This window comes from Pseudoalteromonas sp. Of7M-16 (genome assembly GCF_022347805.1).
In the GTDB taxonomy this organism is placed as follows: Bacteria; Pseudomonadota; Gammaproteobacteria; order Enterobacterales; family Alteromonadaceae; genus Pseudoalteromonas; species Pseudoalteromonas luteoviolacea_F.
Genome location: NZ_JAKRFY010000001.1, coordinates 193949 through 210522 on the forward strand (window position 1 = coordinate 193949; position 16574 = coordinate 210522).

Genomic DNA, 16574 nt, shown 5'->3' on the forward strand with positions numbered 1-16574 from the left:
GGAAGTTATTATGAACAAAGCGATTATTTCTACCGATCAAGCTCCGGCCGCAATCGGTACATACAATCAGGCAATTAAGGTTGGCACCGCTGTTTATTTATCGGGCCAAATTCCATTGGTGCCAAACACTATGGAAATCGTTTCAGAAGATTTTAGTGAGCAAACACACCAAGTATTTAAAAACCTATCAGCTGTATGTGAAGCGGCTGGCGGGCAACTTCAGGACATGGTGAAAGTAAACATTTTCATGACTGACTTGAGTAACTTTGCAACCGTCAATGAAATTATGAGCCAGTACTTTAAAACCCCTTACCCTGCACGAGCAGCTATAGGTGTAAAAGAGTTGCCAAAAAATGTCCAAATAGAGATTGACGGTATTATGGAACTGCCTTCAATGAATTAAATTTTCATTGTTGAACTTACATCAAAACGGCCCGCTTTTAGCGGGCCGTTTTTGCTTCTATGTGTTAAACGAAGAGAGCAAATACACAAAAAGCCTAAAATTCTCCAGCGAACTTTGATCTTAACAGCTTGACTACATAATATTAATTAAGCAAGCTGGTAACACATACATACGTATAACCTAATAAAATGAGTCAATCGATGCTTGGTTTTACAGCTTTAAAGGTGAATGTCGGAATTTATTGAGCATTTGGTTGTCATACTAACTACAAATAATATGTTGTGTGTAAGAGGTATTTTTTGCCGCCACTGCAAATAAAAAGGGTAAGTTGAAGTGCGGACTCTTTTATAGAGCCGCTCGGTCTATAAGGAATAGTCTGTGTTTAAAGTCACTAAAGATGGCCAAATATTAATGGACGTTGCGTCAGCTACGCCACCTAGCCAAGCCTTCATCGTCGAGGCGCTTGAGTGCTCACCCTATGCCGATTGTGAAGTAGATCACGACTCCATTGCCGCCTATTTCCAGAGTCAAGATGCTGAGCAACAATTGCTGGTCGCAAAACAAAAAAACGCCCAGTTACGGATCTCCATTTCAGAAGATAAGATGCAGGCTTCAGCCACTTTAAGGACTGCGCAAGGTGGCAGTCTCATTAGCCTAGATCAAGCTAAAAAAATCATCGTAAAGTCCGGCGTATGCAGAGGGTATAAGCAAGCCTTCTTAGAAAGTATTCTTTCCAAACAATTTGATGCACCTCCGGGCTCTGAGCATCACGGTGTTATCGCACAAGGTCGCCCACCAGAAAATGGTCTGCCAGCCAAGCTGATCTCGCATGTTTTGACCCTAAAAGAACGCTTGAAGCAGCCAAAACTCAGAGAAGATGGCACAGTAGATATGCGTGATTTTGGCGCTTTATCCAGCGTCTCTCCCGGCACACTATTGATCACTCAACGCCCTGCCACGCCGGGCAAAGAGGGATTTACAGTGACAGGAGAAAGCATTGAACCTATGCCAGGTGAATCATTTCAGTTAGTTGCAGGAGAAGGCACAGAAATTTCTCCAACGAACCCGCTAGAACTCATTGCAACCATTGCCGGCTGCCCTTCAGATATTCAAAATGGTATGCGCGTAGATGATATTTTTACCATCGCTGACGTCAATGTTAAATCTGGACATATTGAATTTAGCGGTAGTGTCATTGTTACTCACAATGTCGAACCCGGCATGCGCGTAAAAGCGTCTGGTGATGTTACTGTCATGGGCACGGTTGAGTCAGGAGAAATTATCAGTGATGGCAACATTGAAGTGCGTGGAGGTGTTATTGGCCACTTGGATCACAGTGACAACGATCAAAGCTTAACTTGCAAGCTCATTGCCGAGGGCAACATTGATATCGTACACGGACAGTACACCTATTTGGAAGCGCGAAATATCTACATTCAAAAACAAGCAAATCACTGCGATATAAAAGCCTTACGAACTGTCAGAATAGGGTTGGAAGATAACCCTCGCGGTAAACTTATAGGCGGTACAGTATTTGATGCCCAATCAATTACAGCGGGAGAGATCGGCAGCCCATCAGGTGCCACCATGTCAGTCTATCTTGCTAACTCAGGAGTTGAGATCACCAGTAAAACCGACCAGTGTATAAGAGACTTGGGAGAAACTGACGAGCAACTTGATAATCTTCAAAAAGCGGTTGAAAAAGCAGATCAGCTTAAAGATGTCGAAAAAAAGAAAGTGCTCATGGCAAAAATCAGTGCAACCCAAACTCATTACTGTCAACAAGCTGAAGCATTGGAAAATAAGCTCAGCGAACTCGACCATACATTGCATGAATTACTCGAAGGTACACACTTGCAGGCTACATCTGCACTTCACTCTGGCGTCGAGATACATATTTTTGATAAAACATATACGACAAATCGCAGCTACCCTCCGTGCACCGCAAAATTAATTGATGGCCAAATTGAGATTGAGTTTAAAAGTTAGGGGGACGTTGCCCCCTATTGCCAATTATAAAACACCTTCAATAGTCTCTTTGAGCTCGTCTGGCCAAACGCCGACCTGAACTTGCGCAATGTGCTGCTTTTGCAGTAGCAGCATAACTAAACGAGACTGACCAATTCCACCACCAATCGTTTGTGGCAACTCTCCCGCCAATAACGCCTTGTGCCAATCAAATGCGAGTCGCTCCTGCGCATCACTGATTTTTAATTGATGAGATAAAGACTCAGGTGATACGCGGATCCCCATAGATGAGATTTCAAAAGCATCCTCTAACACAGGGTTCCATACAAGGATGTCTCCGTTTAACCCTTGATATTGGTCGCATGTTGCCGTTGACCAATCGTCATAATCAGGCGCTCTAACATCATGAATTTCACCATCACCTAACTCGCCACCGATGCCAATTAAGAACACGGCACCGTATTCTTGCGCAATCGCTTTTTCCCGCTGTTTTGCACTAAAATCAGGGTACATTTTACGCAGCGCTTCAGCGTGAACAAAAGTAATTTGTTCTGGTAAAAATGGCTGACTACCAAACTCATCAGCAATTGCCTGCTCTGTGTGTTTGATGCACTGATAAAGGGTGCTAACGGTATCTTTTAATGTTGCAAGATCTCGCTGTGTATCTCCACAAATGACCTTTTCCCAATCCCATTGATCTACAAATACTGAATGAATTGGAGATAGACGATCTTCATCTGGGCGCAGTGCTTTCATATGCGTGTAGAGACCTTCCCCAACACCAAAGCCATAGTCACCCAGTGTTTTTCGTTTCCATTTAGCCAGCGAATGAACCACCTCAAACTCACTGTCAGCAAGGGTTTTTACGTTTACAGCTACCGCTTTCTCTGTACCACTCAAGTTATCTTGAATGCCATCACCAACTTTTGCCAAGATAGGTGCTTGTACTTCTACTAGCCCCAGTTTTTCGGTTAGCTGCACTGAGAAAACGCTTTTGACACGTGCTATTTGCTGCTGTGTTTTTAAGTATTGTGATTTCATATTGATCCCCATTCCAAATTGTCGATGATTCTGTGTTGTGATTTATCTGATGTACTCATCGTCAACAAATTTCGCGATAAATTCAATATTCAAAAACAAAAATACCCAACAGCAACTTTAATCATCAAAAAAATACCTGTATATTTATTGAATCAATAATTTCACCCCCGATAAGCCATGGAAAATTATCAGATCGATAATCTCGACAAATCTATCCTTAACGCATTAATGAGCGATGCGCGGACGCCATATGCAGAATTAGCCAAACGCTTCGCTGTCAGTGCAGGAACAATTCACGTGCGAGTAGAGAAAATGAAACAGGCCGGTATTATTGAAGGTACAAAAGTATGTATCAATGCCAAAAAACTCGGCTATGATGTCTGCTGTTTTATCGGTATTAACCTCAAACATGCCAGAGATTATCAAGACACCATCGCCAAGCTTGAAAGCTTTGAAGAGGTTGTTGAGGCTTATTATACAACGGGTAATTACAGTATATTTATCAAAGTGCTGAGCTGCTCGATGGATCACCTACACGATGTACTAGTCAATAAAATACAATCAATTGAAGCAATACAGTCCACCGAAACTTTGATCTCTTTACAAGCCCCTATCATGCGCGAGATTCAGCCCTAAGTTTAGCCAGTTTGGTAAATAAATAGGTGTGTACTTATACAGTAATTAATTTGATATAATGCGCTGCAATTTTGAATTTAAGAGCAGTTCTCGATGGAAGAAAATCGCTTTCAGCGCGTTAAACGCATTTTAGAGCAAAGACAAACAGACTTAACGGTATGTCTTGATGAGGTGCATAAGCATCATAACTTGTCAGCGATTGTACGTACCGCCGACGCAGTTGGCTGTCACTACGTTCACGCCGTATGGCCACAAGATCAGCGACGTTTGACTAATAACACATCAGGTGGTAGCAAAAACTGGGTAGACACACAAATGCATGATGATATCGATCAGGCTGTCTCTACTATCAGAGAACAAAACCCGGGGATCCAATTACTGGCCACCAATTTGAGCGACAGCGCGGTAGACTTTAGAGAAATCGATTATACAAAACCGACTGCGGTAATTGTTGGTCAAGAACGCCTAGGTATTTCAGATCGAGCACTTGAACATGCTGATCAGCATATCGTTATTCCCATGGCGGGTATGGTGCAGTCTTTAAACGTGTCCGTAGCAGCGGCATTGATTTTGTACGAAGCACAAAGACAAAGAGAAGCTGCGGGCATGTATCTGCAAAAAGATATGCTAGACCCAAAAGTAAAACACAAGTTACTTTTTGAAGGCTGCCACCCAATCATTGCAAACCGTTGCAATGAAAAAGGATTACCCTACCCCGAGCTAGATGATCAAGGCGAAATCATTGCCGATGATACATTTTGGAACACGCTTAAATTTAGCAAACAGAAAGGATAGTTATGTCTTCACCTAATTTAGCCCACTACCCAATCACAGACTTAAAAGGCGTCGGCCCTAAAGCGGCGCAGCGATTGGCTAAATTAGGTATCGCACACGTACAAGACATGCTGTTTCATTTACCTTTGCGTTATGAAGATAGAGCCAAAACATATAGTATCGCGTCTCTTATGCCGCATATGCATGTAAGCGTGGAAGGTGAAATAGAGCAGGCGAATATCACATTTGGCAAACGTCGTATGTTGGTTTGCCAAATTAATGATGGCACAGGTAGGCTAACTCTACGCTTTTTCAACTTTTCTGCAGCGCAAAAAAATGCCATGCAGCCAGGTAAAATTATGCGCTGTTTCGGAGAAGTGCGACGAGGTCGAGTTGGACCTGAAATGGCGCACCCTGAGTATCATATTAAAAGTTCACTAGATGATATTGATCAGGTAGATGAAACCCTGACCCCAGTTTACCCAACAACCGAGGGGCTTAAACAATTAAGCATTAGAGCCATTGCCGAGCAAGCTGTCGAGTTATTGCAAAAGTATGATATTGATGACCACTTACCTGTTCAATTTAGGCCCAACCAGTTGAGCTTGAAAGATGCGTTACTGCTGTTACACAGTCCACCACAAGATGTCGATTTAACTCAATTGGATTTGGGACAGCATCCGGCACAACAGCGCTTGGCTTTTGAGGAGCTGTTGGCACAAAATCTAAGCCTTTTAAAGCTAAGAAAAAAAAGCCAAGCGGTTAAAGCTGTCGCCCTACCACCGACCAACTCAATAGAGCCCGAGTTTTTAGCACTGCTCCCTTTTAAACCAACCAATGCGCAAAGTCGAGTCGTCAGTGAAATAAAACAAGATCTGCAAAAATCAGAACCCATGTTACGCCTAGTACAAGGTGATGTCGGCTCTGGTAAAACCTTAGTTGCCGCACTGAGCGCACTTACTGCCATCGCGAAAGGTTATCAGGTCGCGCTCATGGCACCTACTGAGATCCTATCAGAGCAACATGCGCTCAATTTTCAGAACTGGTTTGCTAAATTAAATATCGAAACCTGTTGGCTAGGTGGCAAAACAAAAGGCAAAGAGCGCAAAGAAACCCTCGAAAAAATAGCGTCAGGTAAAGCGCAAATGGTGGTTGGCACCCATGCACTCTTTCAAGAGCAGGTTAACTTTTCAAACCTGGCATTAATTATCATTGATGAACAGCATAGGTTTGGGGTGCATCAGCGACTTTCCCTCAGGGAAAAAGGCAAATTTGGTGATTGTTACCCTCATCAGTTAGTCATGACAGCAACACCTATCCCCCGCACCCTTGCGATGACGGCTTATGCCGACTTGGAAACATCCGTCATTGATGAGTTGCCGCCCGGAAGAACACCCATTACCACAGTTGCAGTGCCTGATACACGCCGAGAGCAAGTGATTCAACGCGTTAAAAGTGCTTGTCTAGAACAAGATCGGCAAGTTTACTGGGTCTGTACACTGATTGATGAATCGGAAGTGCTTCAATGCCAAGCGGCAGAAGATACAGCTGAGCAGCTCACAAAACAATTACCTGAACTCAAAATTGCACTCGTACATGGGCGCATGAAAGCCCAAGAAAAACAGCTGATCATGGCAGACTTTAAAGCCGGAAATTATCATGTTTTAGTGGCAACAACAGTGATAGAGGTCGGGGTTGATGTACCTAACGCCAGTCTGATCATCATTGAAAACCCGGAGCGATTAGGCCTTGCTCAACTGCATCAGCTAAGAGGGCGGGTTGGCCGTGGCGCCATAGCGTCACACTGTTTATTGCTATATCACGCACCACTATCAAATACCGCACAAAAAAGGCTAGGAGTGCTCAGAGATAGTAACGACGGATTTGTTATTGCTGAAAAAGATTTGGAGATCCGGGGCCCTGGTGAAGTACTGGGAACTAAACAAACTGGACTTGCGGATCTAAAAATTGCCGATCTGACCCGAGACAAACATATGCTGCCCAGCATCAGAGGCCTTGCATTCTCATTACTCAATCAGCATGAGGAGTGCGTTGACCCGCTGATACTTCGCTGGATGGGCAATCGTGACGAATTTGCAATGGCTTAATTAAAAATATGGTTTCGTTCAATTACCTCTAATTGATAACCATCCGGATCTGTCACAAAAAAGAATTTTGCTACCAGCTGATTTTGTTGATTTAAAGATTTGATTTCAGAGGGTTGGTAACCCTGCATTTTAGCTTTCTGCCACAGAAATTCGATATTATTCGAGCACAGGGCCAAGTGACCATACCCATTACCCAGCTGGTAGGGCGCGGTATTGGTAAAGTTATGCGTCAATTCAAGTTCAAAGTGGCTTTCGCGATCACCTAGGTAAGTCAACGAAAAGTTATCAAACTCTATTGTTCTTCTCACCTCAAACCCAAACAGTTCGTGATAGAATTTAATTGAGCCTGCGAGATCCTTTACACGGATCATTGAATGAATCATTTTAGCCATTGGAGCCTCCAAAAATGTGCGAACTCTACGCCTCCCAGTCACCAGACTTGTACTTAGTCAGCAAAAAATCCATTCGCGTACAGGGAGTTGTGACCAGCTTGGCGCTTGAAAATAAGGTATGGCAAGTATTGGAACAGATCGCAGCACAAGAGCAGATCAGTGTTGCGAAGTTCATTTCTATGCTCTATCAGGAATCAGTTGAAAGGCATGGTGCTGTTAGTAACCTAGCCTCTTTACTGCGTATTTCCTGCCTTACCTATTTGGAAAATGGTACACAAAATTAAAAAGCGAGTGGTAGTAACCTATTACTACATAAGGATTTATAAATCACTTTATCAATCCATATAAACGCTATAGACTTGTCTACCAAATGTCAGACAGTTAAAGCAGTTACCCATGAAATCTCAGTTTGGTAGGCGCGCCTTTACCCACATGGAACTATATAGTCTATTTAATGGCTACATTTATGGTGACGAGAAACTCAAACGAGAGCAGCCCAAACACTGGCATTTTTGGTTGCCGTTATTGGCTTATTATACAGGTGCATACAGCGACGAGCTGGGAAACCTAACTCTCAATGATATTAAGAAAGTAGACTCCATTCACACTTTCGATTTTCATACTCATGGAAAAATTCAATCTAGACTGGTTCCTATTCATAGCGCCTTGTGGGAAGCCGGGCTCGAGCGCTACATACAGCTTGTAAAAGAATCGGGCCATGATCGACTACTCTTTGATTTGCCGTCAAAGTCAGGGAGATATAGCGAAAAAGTACGTATTTGGTTTTCCGGAGAAGGCGAGCGTCTAGGCTATTTACAAAAATGTGGTCTGCCTAATATTGATCAACAAGGTTTAAAAACTGCGATCAGCAGCTTAAGATTAAATTTCGAGCAGCAAATTTATATCTCGGCAATTCAACTGGGAAAACGTCCAGCTATGAGCTATTTACTAGGCCTAAAAGAGGACGGAGCTGCTGTTGAAAAGCTCGACCTTGAAATACTGTCTCGGGTGATAAAACCTGTGAGGGTGGTCAATAACCACATTAGCTGGCAAAGATTCGTTGAGCGCCACTAGAGTGAGAGTATAGACGTTGATCATTTCTATCAAGCAGGCTTCAAGTACCTGCTTGATCTACGCTCGCTATAGAGATTTAATATACTGAGTAAATTCAGTGCCCAAATATTCATCCTTCATTGCATATTGAACGATTGCTTTTAGGTAGCCTAACTTATCACCACAGTCATGAGATACGCCACTCATATGAAAAGCTTCCACAGTCTCATTTTCCATAAGCATATCAATTGCATCAGTAAGCTGTATTTCGCCACCGGCACCGACCGGTGTTCTTTTTAATAACGACCAGATCTTTCTTGAGAGCACATAACGACCAACTACAGCTAGATTCGAAGGCGCCTCTTCTTGTTTTGGTTTCTCTATCATAGACTTAATGGCTGTACTCTGACCTGGGGCCAAGTCTACGCCGTTAATATCGGCAATACCGTACTTACTGACATCTTCAACAGGAACAGGCTCTAACATAATCTGGCTGCTGTTATTTTCTTCGAAACGTTTGACCATGGCAGCCAAGTTTTCACTTCTCTGATCAGCACTGTACTCATCCAATACGACATCAGGCAGTACAACGATAAAATCGTCATCACCGACGATAGGTTTTGCACACAATACTGCATGTCCAAGGCCTTTAGCCTCGCCTTGCCTGACATGCATAATAGTCACATCTTCAGGACAAATTGAGTGTATTTCATCTAACAGTTTTCTTTTGACACGCTTCTCTAACGTTGCCTCCAATTCGAAGCTTGTATCAAAATGGTTTTCAATTGCATTTTTTGAAGAGTGAGTCACCAAAACAATTTCTTTTACACCAGCAGACACACATTCCTTAACGATATATTGAATAAGTGGTTTATCCACAATGGGAAGCATTTCCTTTGGAATTGCCTTTGTTGCAGGCAACATGCGAGTCCCTAAGCCCGCAACTGGTATCACAGCTTTCATAAATGTTCGCTTTAAATAATATAATTTAACTTTGAAATTGATTGTAGATTACTAATCATGTCATTGGAATGAACAACATAAAAAGAGGCCTATAAAGGCCTCTAAATACTAATTAAGATTCATTTCTTGAATAATTTCATGGGCTATTGGTGGAGTTGTACTTACTGGCTTTTCATGTTTATTTGCTTTTAATTGCCCTTTCCTATGTTTTAAAGAAGCATCAAGCTTTTTCGCTGCACTTGCGATCGCTGGATACATTACACCATCTTCCCCCTTAACTGAGATCCTAGACCCCGCATAGTTGGTGCTAATTTCCGTATAAAACTTTTTGTGTTCTTTACTGATAATAATGTCCAGTGATAACAAAGAAGGAAAATGATTCGCAATCTTTGCAAACTTTTCTTGTACATGCTGCTTCACTGAATCTGTCATATCGACGTGATGACCAGAAAGATTAATCTTCATAGGATCTTCCTTTTTTTATTTACCCTATAAATAAGTATTGGAGCATAAGCCCCAATTCTCAAGGCCTAATTTAAGAAAAATGTCATCATGCCGTTATACGTTTGATTTAGGTCATATAACTTTGTTGGTTGAACTATGCAAGGAAAGAGGTCAAAAATGCGCTCACATCTGGGCGCAAGTTACATTTTTAGGGAATACCAGGCACAAAAAAAGCCCCCATCAGGGAGCTTTCTCAGAGCAAGTTAACTTATTATAAGCCAGCTCTTTTCTTAATTTCTGCAATAAGCGGTGAAGAACCGTGACCATTGCTTTCTGCCCAAGCAATGTCAGCACCGTCTGCTAATGCACTTTTAGGTAAACCTTTGACAATAAGTTTACCCGTTTCAACTGCATTGCTTGCAATTGCGTGGCGTAAAATATTATTGCCGTTGCACTGAATTGAACCAAAGATATTACGAACTTTAACACGAGAACTCTTTAAGGCTTTACGAACACGCCCCTTATCATCTACTGCGATGTATTCGCATAGCGTCACAGCTAATTGATCGTTTGCTTTAGTTTCAAAACTTAAAGAAAACGCGCCCAAACCAATAGAAACACTTAACAAAACAGGTACAAATTTCATTGCCAATTCACCTAGCACTTTTTTATTACATAAGGACAAACACTATTGTAGCAATACAGACAACTGTTAGCAACAAAGTCATAATCCTTTATTCAAAGTTACGAACTTATAGTGATATTTATTTCGATCATCAGGCTCATAACTTTCAACTTCACTCTCTACCCACTCGCCAAATGGTAAGTAATCTGGAAATTGCGTGTCCCCTTCGACCTTCAGATCGATATGAGTTAGATACAGCCTATTACATAATGGTAGAAACTGTTCGTAAATATTTCCACCTCCAATGATCATAACTTCGTCTATTTTATCTACTAAAGCTAAGGCTTCTTCAGTTGAAGATGCTGTTTCAATGCCTTCAGCTTGATAGTGTTCATTTCGCGTTATAACAATATTTCGTCTTCCGGGTAATGGACGTCCAATTGACTCAAAGGTTTTACGCCCCATGATAACTGGTTTACCCATGGTTATTTTTTTAAAGTGCTGAAGATCTGCCGGTAAATGCCACGGCATTTTATTGTCATCACCGATCACACGATCCTTTGCCATCGCTGCTATCATTGATATAAGCACAATTTACTCCAATAATATTTTTGTATTAAAAAAGGGCCTAGTGGCCCTTCTATTATCGCTCGTAGATAACTTCTACATCGTAGTCATCTTCGTCCCAATCATCCCAATCGTCATTGCTTTCTTGTGTAGCTTGGCGATGATAAGTATCCCACTTGAATTCAACTTCTTCTTGCTGTTCCTCGTCAAACTTATCTCTTGGTAAGGTATCCAGCAGGCCTTGTATATCGTAACACAATTGCTGTGTGTTGAATTTATTCGCAGCTGAAATTCGATATACTTCTGTGGCATCAAGCTCTTGAGCAATACGCTCACATACTTCCTCAAGTTCATCTTCAGCAAGTAAATCAATCTTGTTGAGTACTAACCAACGAGGTTTTTCCGCAAGTTTTGGACTGTACTGGTGCAATTCATTGATAATGGCAAATGCGTTATCAACTGGATCTGTGCCATCAATTGGCATCACGTCTACGACATGCAGTAGCACACGACAACGCTCCAAATGCTTCAAAAATCGAATACCCAGTCCAGCGCCATCTGATGCCCCTTCAATTAACCCTGGAATATCAGCGATCACAAATGACTTGTTTGCCTCAGGTCTCACAACACCAAGGTTAGGCACCAATGTAGTAAATGGATAATCTGCAACCTTCGGCTTTGCTGCTGAAACACTGCGGATAAAGGTAGACTTACCCGCATTAGGCAAGCCAAGCAGGCCGACGTCAGCCAATAGCATCAGTTCTAACTTTAAGTTTCTAACTTCGCCAGGTGTACCTAGAGTTTTTTGTCTGGGTGCTCGGTTAGTACTAGATTTAAAGCGAGTGTTACCTAAACCATGATAACCGCCTTTGGCAACCAAAAGCTTTTGCCCGTGACGAGTTAAATCACCAAGGCTTTCCTGTGTATCCACGTCTGTGACGCGTGTTCCCACTGGAACTTTTAGAACTAAGTCAGTACCTTTTTTACCAGTACAATTGCGACCTTGACCATTTGTACCACGTTCAGCTCTGTGAAAGCGTTCAAATTGATAGTCAATCAAAGTATTGAGGTTTTCATCAGCTTCTAAAAATACACTGCCGCCGTCGCCACCATCACCGCCATCTGGACCACCATCTGGGACAAACTTCTCTCGACGGAACGAAACAACACCGCTCCCTCCATCGCCGGCTTCAGCACGGATCTCTACTTCATCGACAAACTTCATGGTTACTCTCTTACTGGATTAGAATAGCAACAGCTATTATAGCAAGGTACGCTTAGCTGCTGATAAATAATATGTAGCTATAAAAACAAAAAACCCCGCCTAAGCGGGGTTTTTTAAATCTTTTACCGATTACTCAGCTACGATGCTAACGTATTTACGGTTTAAAGGACCTTTAGTTTCGAAAACTACTTTACCATCTGCTTTTGCAAAGATAGTGTGGTCTTTACCGATACCTGCGTTAGAACCTGCGTGGAACTTAGTACCACGCTGACGAACAAGGATGTTACCCGCTAAAACTGATTCGCCACCGAAACGCTTAACACCTAAGCGTTTACTTTCTGAATCGCGACCGTTACGAGTACTACCAGCTGCCTTCTTATGTGCCATCTTTCTGTACCTCTAAAAATTAAGCGCTAATGCCAGTGATTTTAACTTCAGTGAACCACTGACGGTGGCCCATCTGCTTACGAGAATGCTTACGACGTCTGAACTTAACAATCTTAATTTTCTCGCCACGACCGTGAGAAACAACTTCAGCTGTTACCTTACCGCCATTTACGAATGGTGCACCGATCTCGATCTTCTCACCATCAGCAACTAGAAGTACTGAATCAAATTCAATTGATGCACCAGTCTCAACGTCTAATTTCTCTAGACGAATTGTTTGACCTTCAGTCACACGGTGCTGTTTACCACCACTTTGGAAAACCGCGTACATAATTAACTCCGTTGTGCGCCCTCAAATCGACGCAACTTAATATTCTTCAATAGGGCGCGAAGTTTACGCTAATGTCGAACTGCGCGCAATACCCTAAGGATAAAATAATGAATAAAAATTGGCTTGTTTGAGAGCATTAATTCATTTTCGCCTATTCTAGCTAAAAAGTTCGCATTGCCAAACTGTTTTTTACTGCAAAAACTTTCAACAAAAACACTTGACAGTTCATGACAGTACACATAACGACCACAAAACTGATCAGTATTTAATCCAAATGCTTTTTTTTTCTCTATCATTACTCATAAAATTCGAGTCGGCTGAAATTTTAATGTACAATCTGCGGCGTTTATCTCTAACAGGGGCTTTAGCACGGTATACTATGGATATTAAGACTATCCAATCATTGATTGAGCAAGACATGCTGTCTGTGAATCAACTTATTTTTGAGCAAATGCAGTCAGATGTTGCATTGGTAAATCAATTGGGTTTGTATATTGTCAACAGTGGTGGAAAGCGCGTAAGACCAATGTTGACTTTGCTTGTTGCAAAGGCACTTGAAGCAGAACAACAGAACAAACACATCACGCTAGCAACTATTATAGAGTTTATTCATACCGCAACTTTGTTACACGATGATGTTGTTGATGAGTCTAATTTAAGGCGCGGAGAGCCAACTGCCAATGCTGAATTTGGCAACGCTGCGAGCGTACTTGTTGGAGACTTTATTTATACCCGCTCTTTTCAGCTAATGGTTGGCCTTAACAATATGGAGGTCATGCAAATATTAGCCGATGCGACCAATATAATTGCTGAAGGCGAAGTACTGCAGCTAATGAACTGCAACGACCCAGATACAACTGAGCAAAGCTATATGCAGGTCATTTATAGCAAAACAGCAAAACTGTTTGAAGCTGCAACCTTGCTCCCTGCTGTCGTATCTGAGCAACCTCAAAACATAAAGGACGCTCTGAAGCTATATGGCATGCACCTTGGAACTGCTTTTCAGCTGGTAGATGACGTACTAGATTACAGCGCTAACGCTGAGCTTCTCGGCAAAAATATCGGGGATGACTTAGCAGAGGGCAAACCAACATTACCGCTTATTTACGCGATGAAATCTGGCACCGATACTCAGGTTGCACAAATTAGAGAAGCGATCGAATCAGGCAATGGTATTGATAACTTGTCTGATATTTTGCAAACACTTGAAGATACTCAAGCACTGCAAAAAACAATGGAAAAAGCCCAACAAGAATCGGACAAAGCAATTGCACAATTAGATTGTTTAGACAACTCTACATTCAAAGAAGCACTCATTGCCCTTGCTAAGCTTTCTGTAGATAGAGAGTATTAATATCCTAATAAAAAAGCTGCCTAGGCAGCTTTTTTACTTTTCTGGCGGTCTATAGCCTTCAATTTCTACTTCTTTATTTTCGAATAAAAATCCAACCATTTGTTCTTCAAGCAGCTGGCGGTGTTCAGGGTCCATCATATTTAAATGCTTTTCATTGATCAGCATCGTTTGTTTATGCTGCCATTGCTGCCACGCTTCTTTCGAAATATTATTGAAAATACGCTCGCCTACCTCACCTGGATACAATTGGAAATCCAAACCGGGAGCTTCTTTATTTAACTTCTGACAAAAAACTGTACGTGCCATCTTCTTACCTATAACTCAGTCTCGTATGATGCAACAAGTTTACCCCATTGCCTTTAATACTTTAACTAACTTTTTTGTTGGCGCGGCAAGTCCAACCTCTGGCGGCTGATTTATATCGTACCAGAGCAGCTGATTGTCATGTCCACAATCGGGTATCTGCGTTAACTCGACACAAATAGGATTAATAGTCAGTTCAAAGTGCGTGAATATATGTACAAAAGGTGCCAACGAATATGTTGTCACTTCTATTCCTTGTTGAACTAAAAAAGCGTTCAACTCCGATAACTCCGCAAATTCGAAGAACCCAAATAACCCCCCCCAAATACCACTGCTTGGTCTTTTTTCCATCAACACTTGCTCATCGACTTTGACCATAAGGTGATATGCCGACTTTTTAGGTTTTTCTTTTTTGGGTTTAGAGTTAGGAAACTCTCTAACTTTATTGTTTTTATGTGCAAGGCACCTTTCAACCAAAGGGCAAGATTCGCATTGAAACTTTGAGCGCGAACAAAGACTTGCACCTAAGTCCATCATAGCTTGATTGAACTCTCGTACATCACCAGCAGGCGTCACAGCATTCGTTAGCTCCCACAGGTGATTTTCAACTTTCTTTACGCCGTACCACCCTTCCACCATAAAAAAGCGCGCCAAGACGCGTTTTACATTGCCATCGAGTATAGAGTGATGTTGACCCAGTGCTAAAGAGAGGATTGCACCTGCGGTTGAACGCCCTATACCCGGTAAGTCAACAACCTGCTCGAATGTTTCTGGAAACCTTCCTTGATATTGGTCACGAATGATTTTAGCCGTTTTGTGTAAATTTCTTGCTCTCGCGTAATAGCCTAATCCCGTCCAATGATGAAGAACTTCGTCTTCCGGTGCATCCGCCAAGTCGATAACTGTAGGAAATCGAGACATAAAGCGCTCAAAGTAGGGGATCACAGTTACGACCTGAGTTTGTTGCAACATTACTTCGGACACCCACACCTTATAAGGTGTTTTATCTATTTGCCATGGCAGTGTTTTTCTACCATGGACGTGGTACCAATCCACAACTTTTGTTGCAAACCAGTCTGCTGTTTGACGATCAACGGCCATCTTTATTCTCTGTCTACTTGCTTCAGCCGCCAGTGTAAGAAGCTTTTTAAAAACGTCAAGCCCTTGTACTTATCAGCGTGAACAGGGATAATGTGCGCCCAATTTTTACACCGCAGATGATGACAATGAACGAATCGAGTAAACAAGCACTAGAGCAAGCTGAGCAGGAAGGTAAATATATCCGTAAAGTGCGCAGCTTTGTAAAACGTGAAGGTCGCCTTACTAAAGGCCAAGCAGCTGCACTAGAAAAGTGCTGGCCAACCCTTGGGCTTGAGCATAGCCAAGGCCTACTCAACTTCAATGAAGTATTTGGCAATGACAATGATGTTGTCGTAGAAATTGGCTTTGGTATGGGTAAGTCATTGGTTGAAATGGCTAAGAATAACCCACAGCAAAACTTCATCGGTATTGAAGTTCATCGTCCTGGTGTAGGCGCATGTTTAATGGAAGCCGACGAGCACGGCCTAACAAACTTACGTGTTTTTGAGCACGACGCTGTGGAAGTTTTGGCAGATTGCATTGCTGACAGCAGCCTAAGTAAGCTGCAATTGTTCTTCCCTGATCCATGGCATAAAAAGCGCCACCACAAACGCCGTATTGTACAACCTGAATTTGTACAAAAGATCCGCGCGAAATTAAAAGTTGGTGGTGTATTCCACATGGCAACTGACTGGGAAAACTATGCTGAGCATATGTTGGAAGTCATGCAACAAGCACAAGGCTATGCTAATCAATCTCGAACTAGCGATTACGTACCTAGACCTGAGTTTAGACCGCTAACAAAATTTGAACAGCGTGGTCACCGTTTAGGCCACGGCGTGTGGGACCTTATGTTTGAACGCACAGCTTAAGCGCTTTTGAGGGGGCACAATAGCCCCTTTTAAATCTAACCACACGAC

General features: G+C 42.3%; 20 protein-coding genes. 9 read left to right on the forward strand and 11 right to left on the reverse strand.

The genetic code is table 11. The features are described 5' to 3' along the window. The first annotated feature begins 10 nt into the window (after positions 1-10). Complete coding sequence (locus tag MHN81_RS00885) at positions 11-403, forward strand: RidA family protein (protein WP_023399754.1); 393 nt, start codon at positions 11-13, stop codon at positions 401-403. A gap of 378 nt (positions 404-781) precedes the next feature. Further along, entirely contained in the window at positions 782-2392 is a 1611-nt protein-coding gene (locus MHN81_RS00890) for a FapA family protein (RefSeq protein WP_239424803.1), read from the forward strand. 24 nt (positions 2393-2416) lie between these two features. On the opposite strand, the gene asnA is transcribed toward MHN81_RS00890, so the two are convergent. Then, on the reverse strand, positions 2417-3412 hold the full coding sequence (asnA, locus tag MHN81_RS00895) for an aspartate--ammonia ligase (protein WP_239424804.1): 996 nt from the start codon (positions 3410-3412) through the stop codon (positions 2417-2419). Between the two features lie 177 nt (positions 3413-3589). Here asnA and asnC point away from each other — a divergent pair, with 177 nt between their 5' ends. From asnC to recG, 3 genes are all read left to right on the forward strand, one after another. Then, complete coding sequence (gene asnC, locus MHN81_RS00900) at positions 3590-4048, forward strand: transcriptional regulator AsnC (protein ID WP_023399751.1); 459 nt, start codon at positions 3590-3592, stop codon at positions 4046-4048. A 93-nt stretch (positions 4049-4141) separates the two neighbouring features. Further along, the gene (gene trmH / locus MHN81_RS00905; RefSeq protein WP_023399750.1) at positions 4142-4843 is read left to right on the forward strand and encodes a tRNA (guanosine(18)-2'-O)-methyltransferase TrmH; all 702 of its coding nucleotides are present in this window, start codon (positions 4142-4144) and stop codon (positions 4841-4843) included. A 2-nt stretch (positions 4844-4845) separates the two neighbouring features. Further along, a complete protein-coding gene (recG, locus tag MHN81_RS00910) occupies positions 4846-6930 on the forward strand; it encodes an ATP-dependent DNA helicase RecG (protein ID WP_239424805.1) in 2085 nt (694 codons plus the stop codon). On the opposite strand, the gene MHN81_RS00915 is transcribed toward recG, so the two are convergent. Beyond that, a complete protein-coding gene (locus MHN81_RS00915) occupies positions 6927-7322 on the reverse strand; it encodes a VOC family protein (RefSeq protein WP_239424806.1) in 396 nt (131 codons plus the stop codon). The two genes, recG and MHN81_RS00915, sit on opposite strands and share 4 nt — an antisense overlap. A gap of 14 nt (positions 7323-7336) precedes the next feature. Here MHN81_RS00915 and MHN81_RS00920 point away from each other — a divergent pair, with 14 nt between their 5' ends. Beyond that, positions 7337-7606, forward strand: a complete 270-nt coding sequence (locus MHN81_RS00920) for a ribbon-helix-helix domain-containing protein (RefSeq protein WP_023399747.1) — start codon at positions 7337-7339, stop codon at positions 7604-7606. Between the two features lie 112 nt (positions 7607-7718). After that, the gene (locus tag MHN81_RS00925) at positions 7719-8396 is read left to right on the forward strand and encodes a hypothetical protein (protein WP_239424807.1); all 678 of its coding nucleotides are present in this window, start codon (positions 7719-7721) and stop codon (positions 8394-8396) included. Between the two features lie 66 nt (positions 8397-8462). Here the strand turns inward: MHN81_RS00925 and galU are convergent, their stop codons facing one another. From galU to rplU, 7 genes are all read right to left on the reverse strand, one after another. Continuing rightward, positions 8463-9338: a UTP--glucose-1-phosphate uridylyltransferase GalU gene (galU, locus tag MHN81_RS00930; RefSeq protein WP_239424808.1), complete on the reverse strand. Its 876-nt coding sequence runs from the start codon at positions 9336-9338 to the stop codon at positions 8463-8465. A gap of 108 nt (positions 9339-9446) precedes the next feature. Then, entirely contained in the window at positions 9447-9803 is a 357-nt protein-coding gene (gene raiA / locus MHN81_RS00935) for a ribosome-associated translation inhibitor RaiA (protein ID WP_023399744.1), read from the reverse strand. A 250-nt stretch (positions 9804-10053) separates the two neighbouring features. Continuing rightward, positions 10054-10428: a DUF3718 domain-containing protein gene (locus tag MHN81_RS00940; protein WP_023399743.1), complete on the reverse strand. Its 375-nt coding sequence runs from the start codon at positions 10426-10428 to the stop codon at positions 10054-10056. 78 nt (positions 10429-10506) lie between these two features. After that, positions 10507-10998: a type 3 dihydrofolate reductase gene (gene folA, locus MHN81_RS00945; protein ID WP_023399742.1), complete on the reverse strand. Its 492-nt coding sequence runs from the start codon at positions 10996-10998 to the stop codon at positions 10507-10509. A gap of 52 nt (positions 10999-11050) precedes the next feature. Then, on the reverse strand, positions 11051-12199 hold the full coding sequence (cgtA, locus tag MHN81_RS00950) for an Obg family GTPase CgtA (protein ID WP_023399741.1): 1149 nt from the start codon (positions 12197-12199) through the stop codon (positions 11051-11053). Between the two features lie 129 nt (positions 12200-12328). After that, positions 12329-12586, reverse strand: a complete 258-nt coding sequence (rpmA, locus tag MHN81_RS00955; protein ID WP_023399740.1) for a 50S ribosomal protein L27 — start codon at positions 12584-12586, stop codon at positions 12329-12331. Positions 12587-12605: 19 nt separating this feature from the next. Further along, on the reverse strand, positions 12606-12917 hold the full coding sequence (gene rplU, locus MHN81_RS00960; RefSeq protein WP_023399739.1) for a 50S ribosomal protein L21: 312 nt from the start codon (positions 12915-12917) through the stop codon (positions 12606-12608). A gap of 379 nt (positions 12918-13296) precedes the next feature. Here rplU and ispB point away from each other — a divergent pair, with 379 nt between their 5' ends. After that, entirely contained in the window at positions 13297-14271 is a 975-nt protein-coding gene (ispB, locus tag MHN81_RS00965) for an octaprenyl diphosphate synthase (RefSeq protein ID WP_063383359.1), read from the forward strand. Between the two features lie 33 nt (positions 14272-14304). Here ispB and MHN81_RS00970 read toward each other — a convergent pair whose 3' ends face one another. Together MHN81_RS00970 and mutY are read right to left on the reverse strand one after the other, a co-directional pair. Then, complete coding sequence (locus MHN81_RS00970) at positions 14305-14577, reverse strand: oxidative damage protection protein (protein WP_023399737.1); 273 nt, start codon at positions 14575-14577, stop codon at positions 14305-14307. Between the two features lie 39 nt (positions 14578-14616). Further along, a complete protein-coding gene (gene mutY / locus MHN81_RS00975) occupies positions 14617-15675 on the reverse strand; it encodes an A/G-specific adenine glycosylase (RefSeq protein ID WP_239424809.1) in 1059 nt (352 codons plus the stop codon). A 125-nt stretch (positions 15676-15800) separates the two neighbouring features. On the opposite strand from mutY, the gene trmB reads away from it, so the two are divergent. Then, positions 15801-16526, forward strand: coding sequence for a tRNA (guanosine(46)-N7)-methyltransferase TrmB (gene trmB, locus MHN81_RS00980; RefSeq protein ID WP_036976469.1), 726 nt, complete (start codon positions 15801-15803; stop codon positions 16524-16526). Positions 16527-16574: the final 48 nt, after the last annotated feature.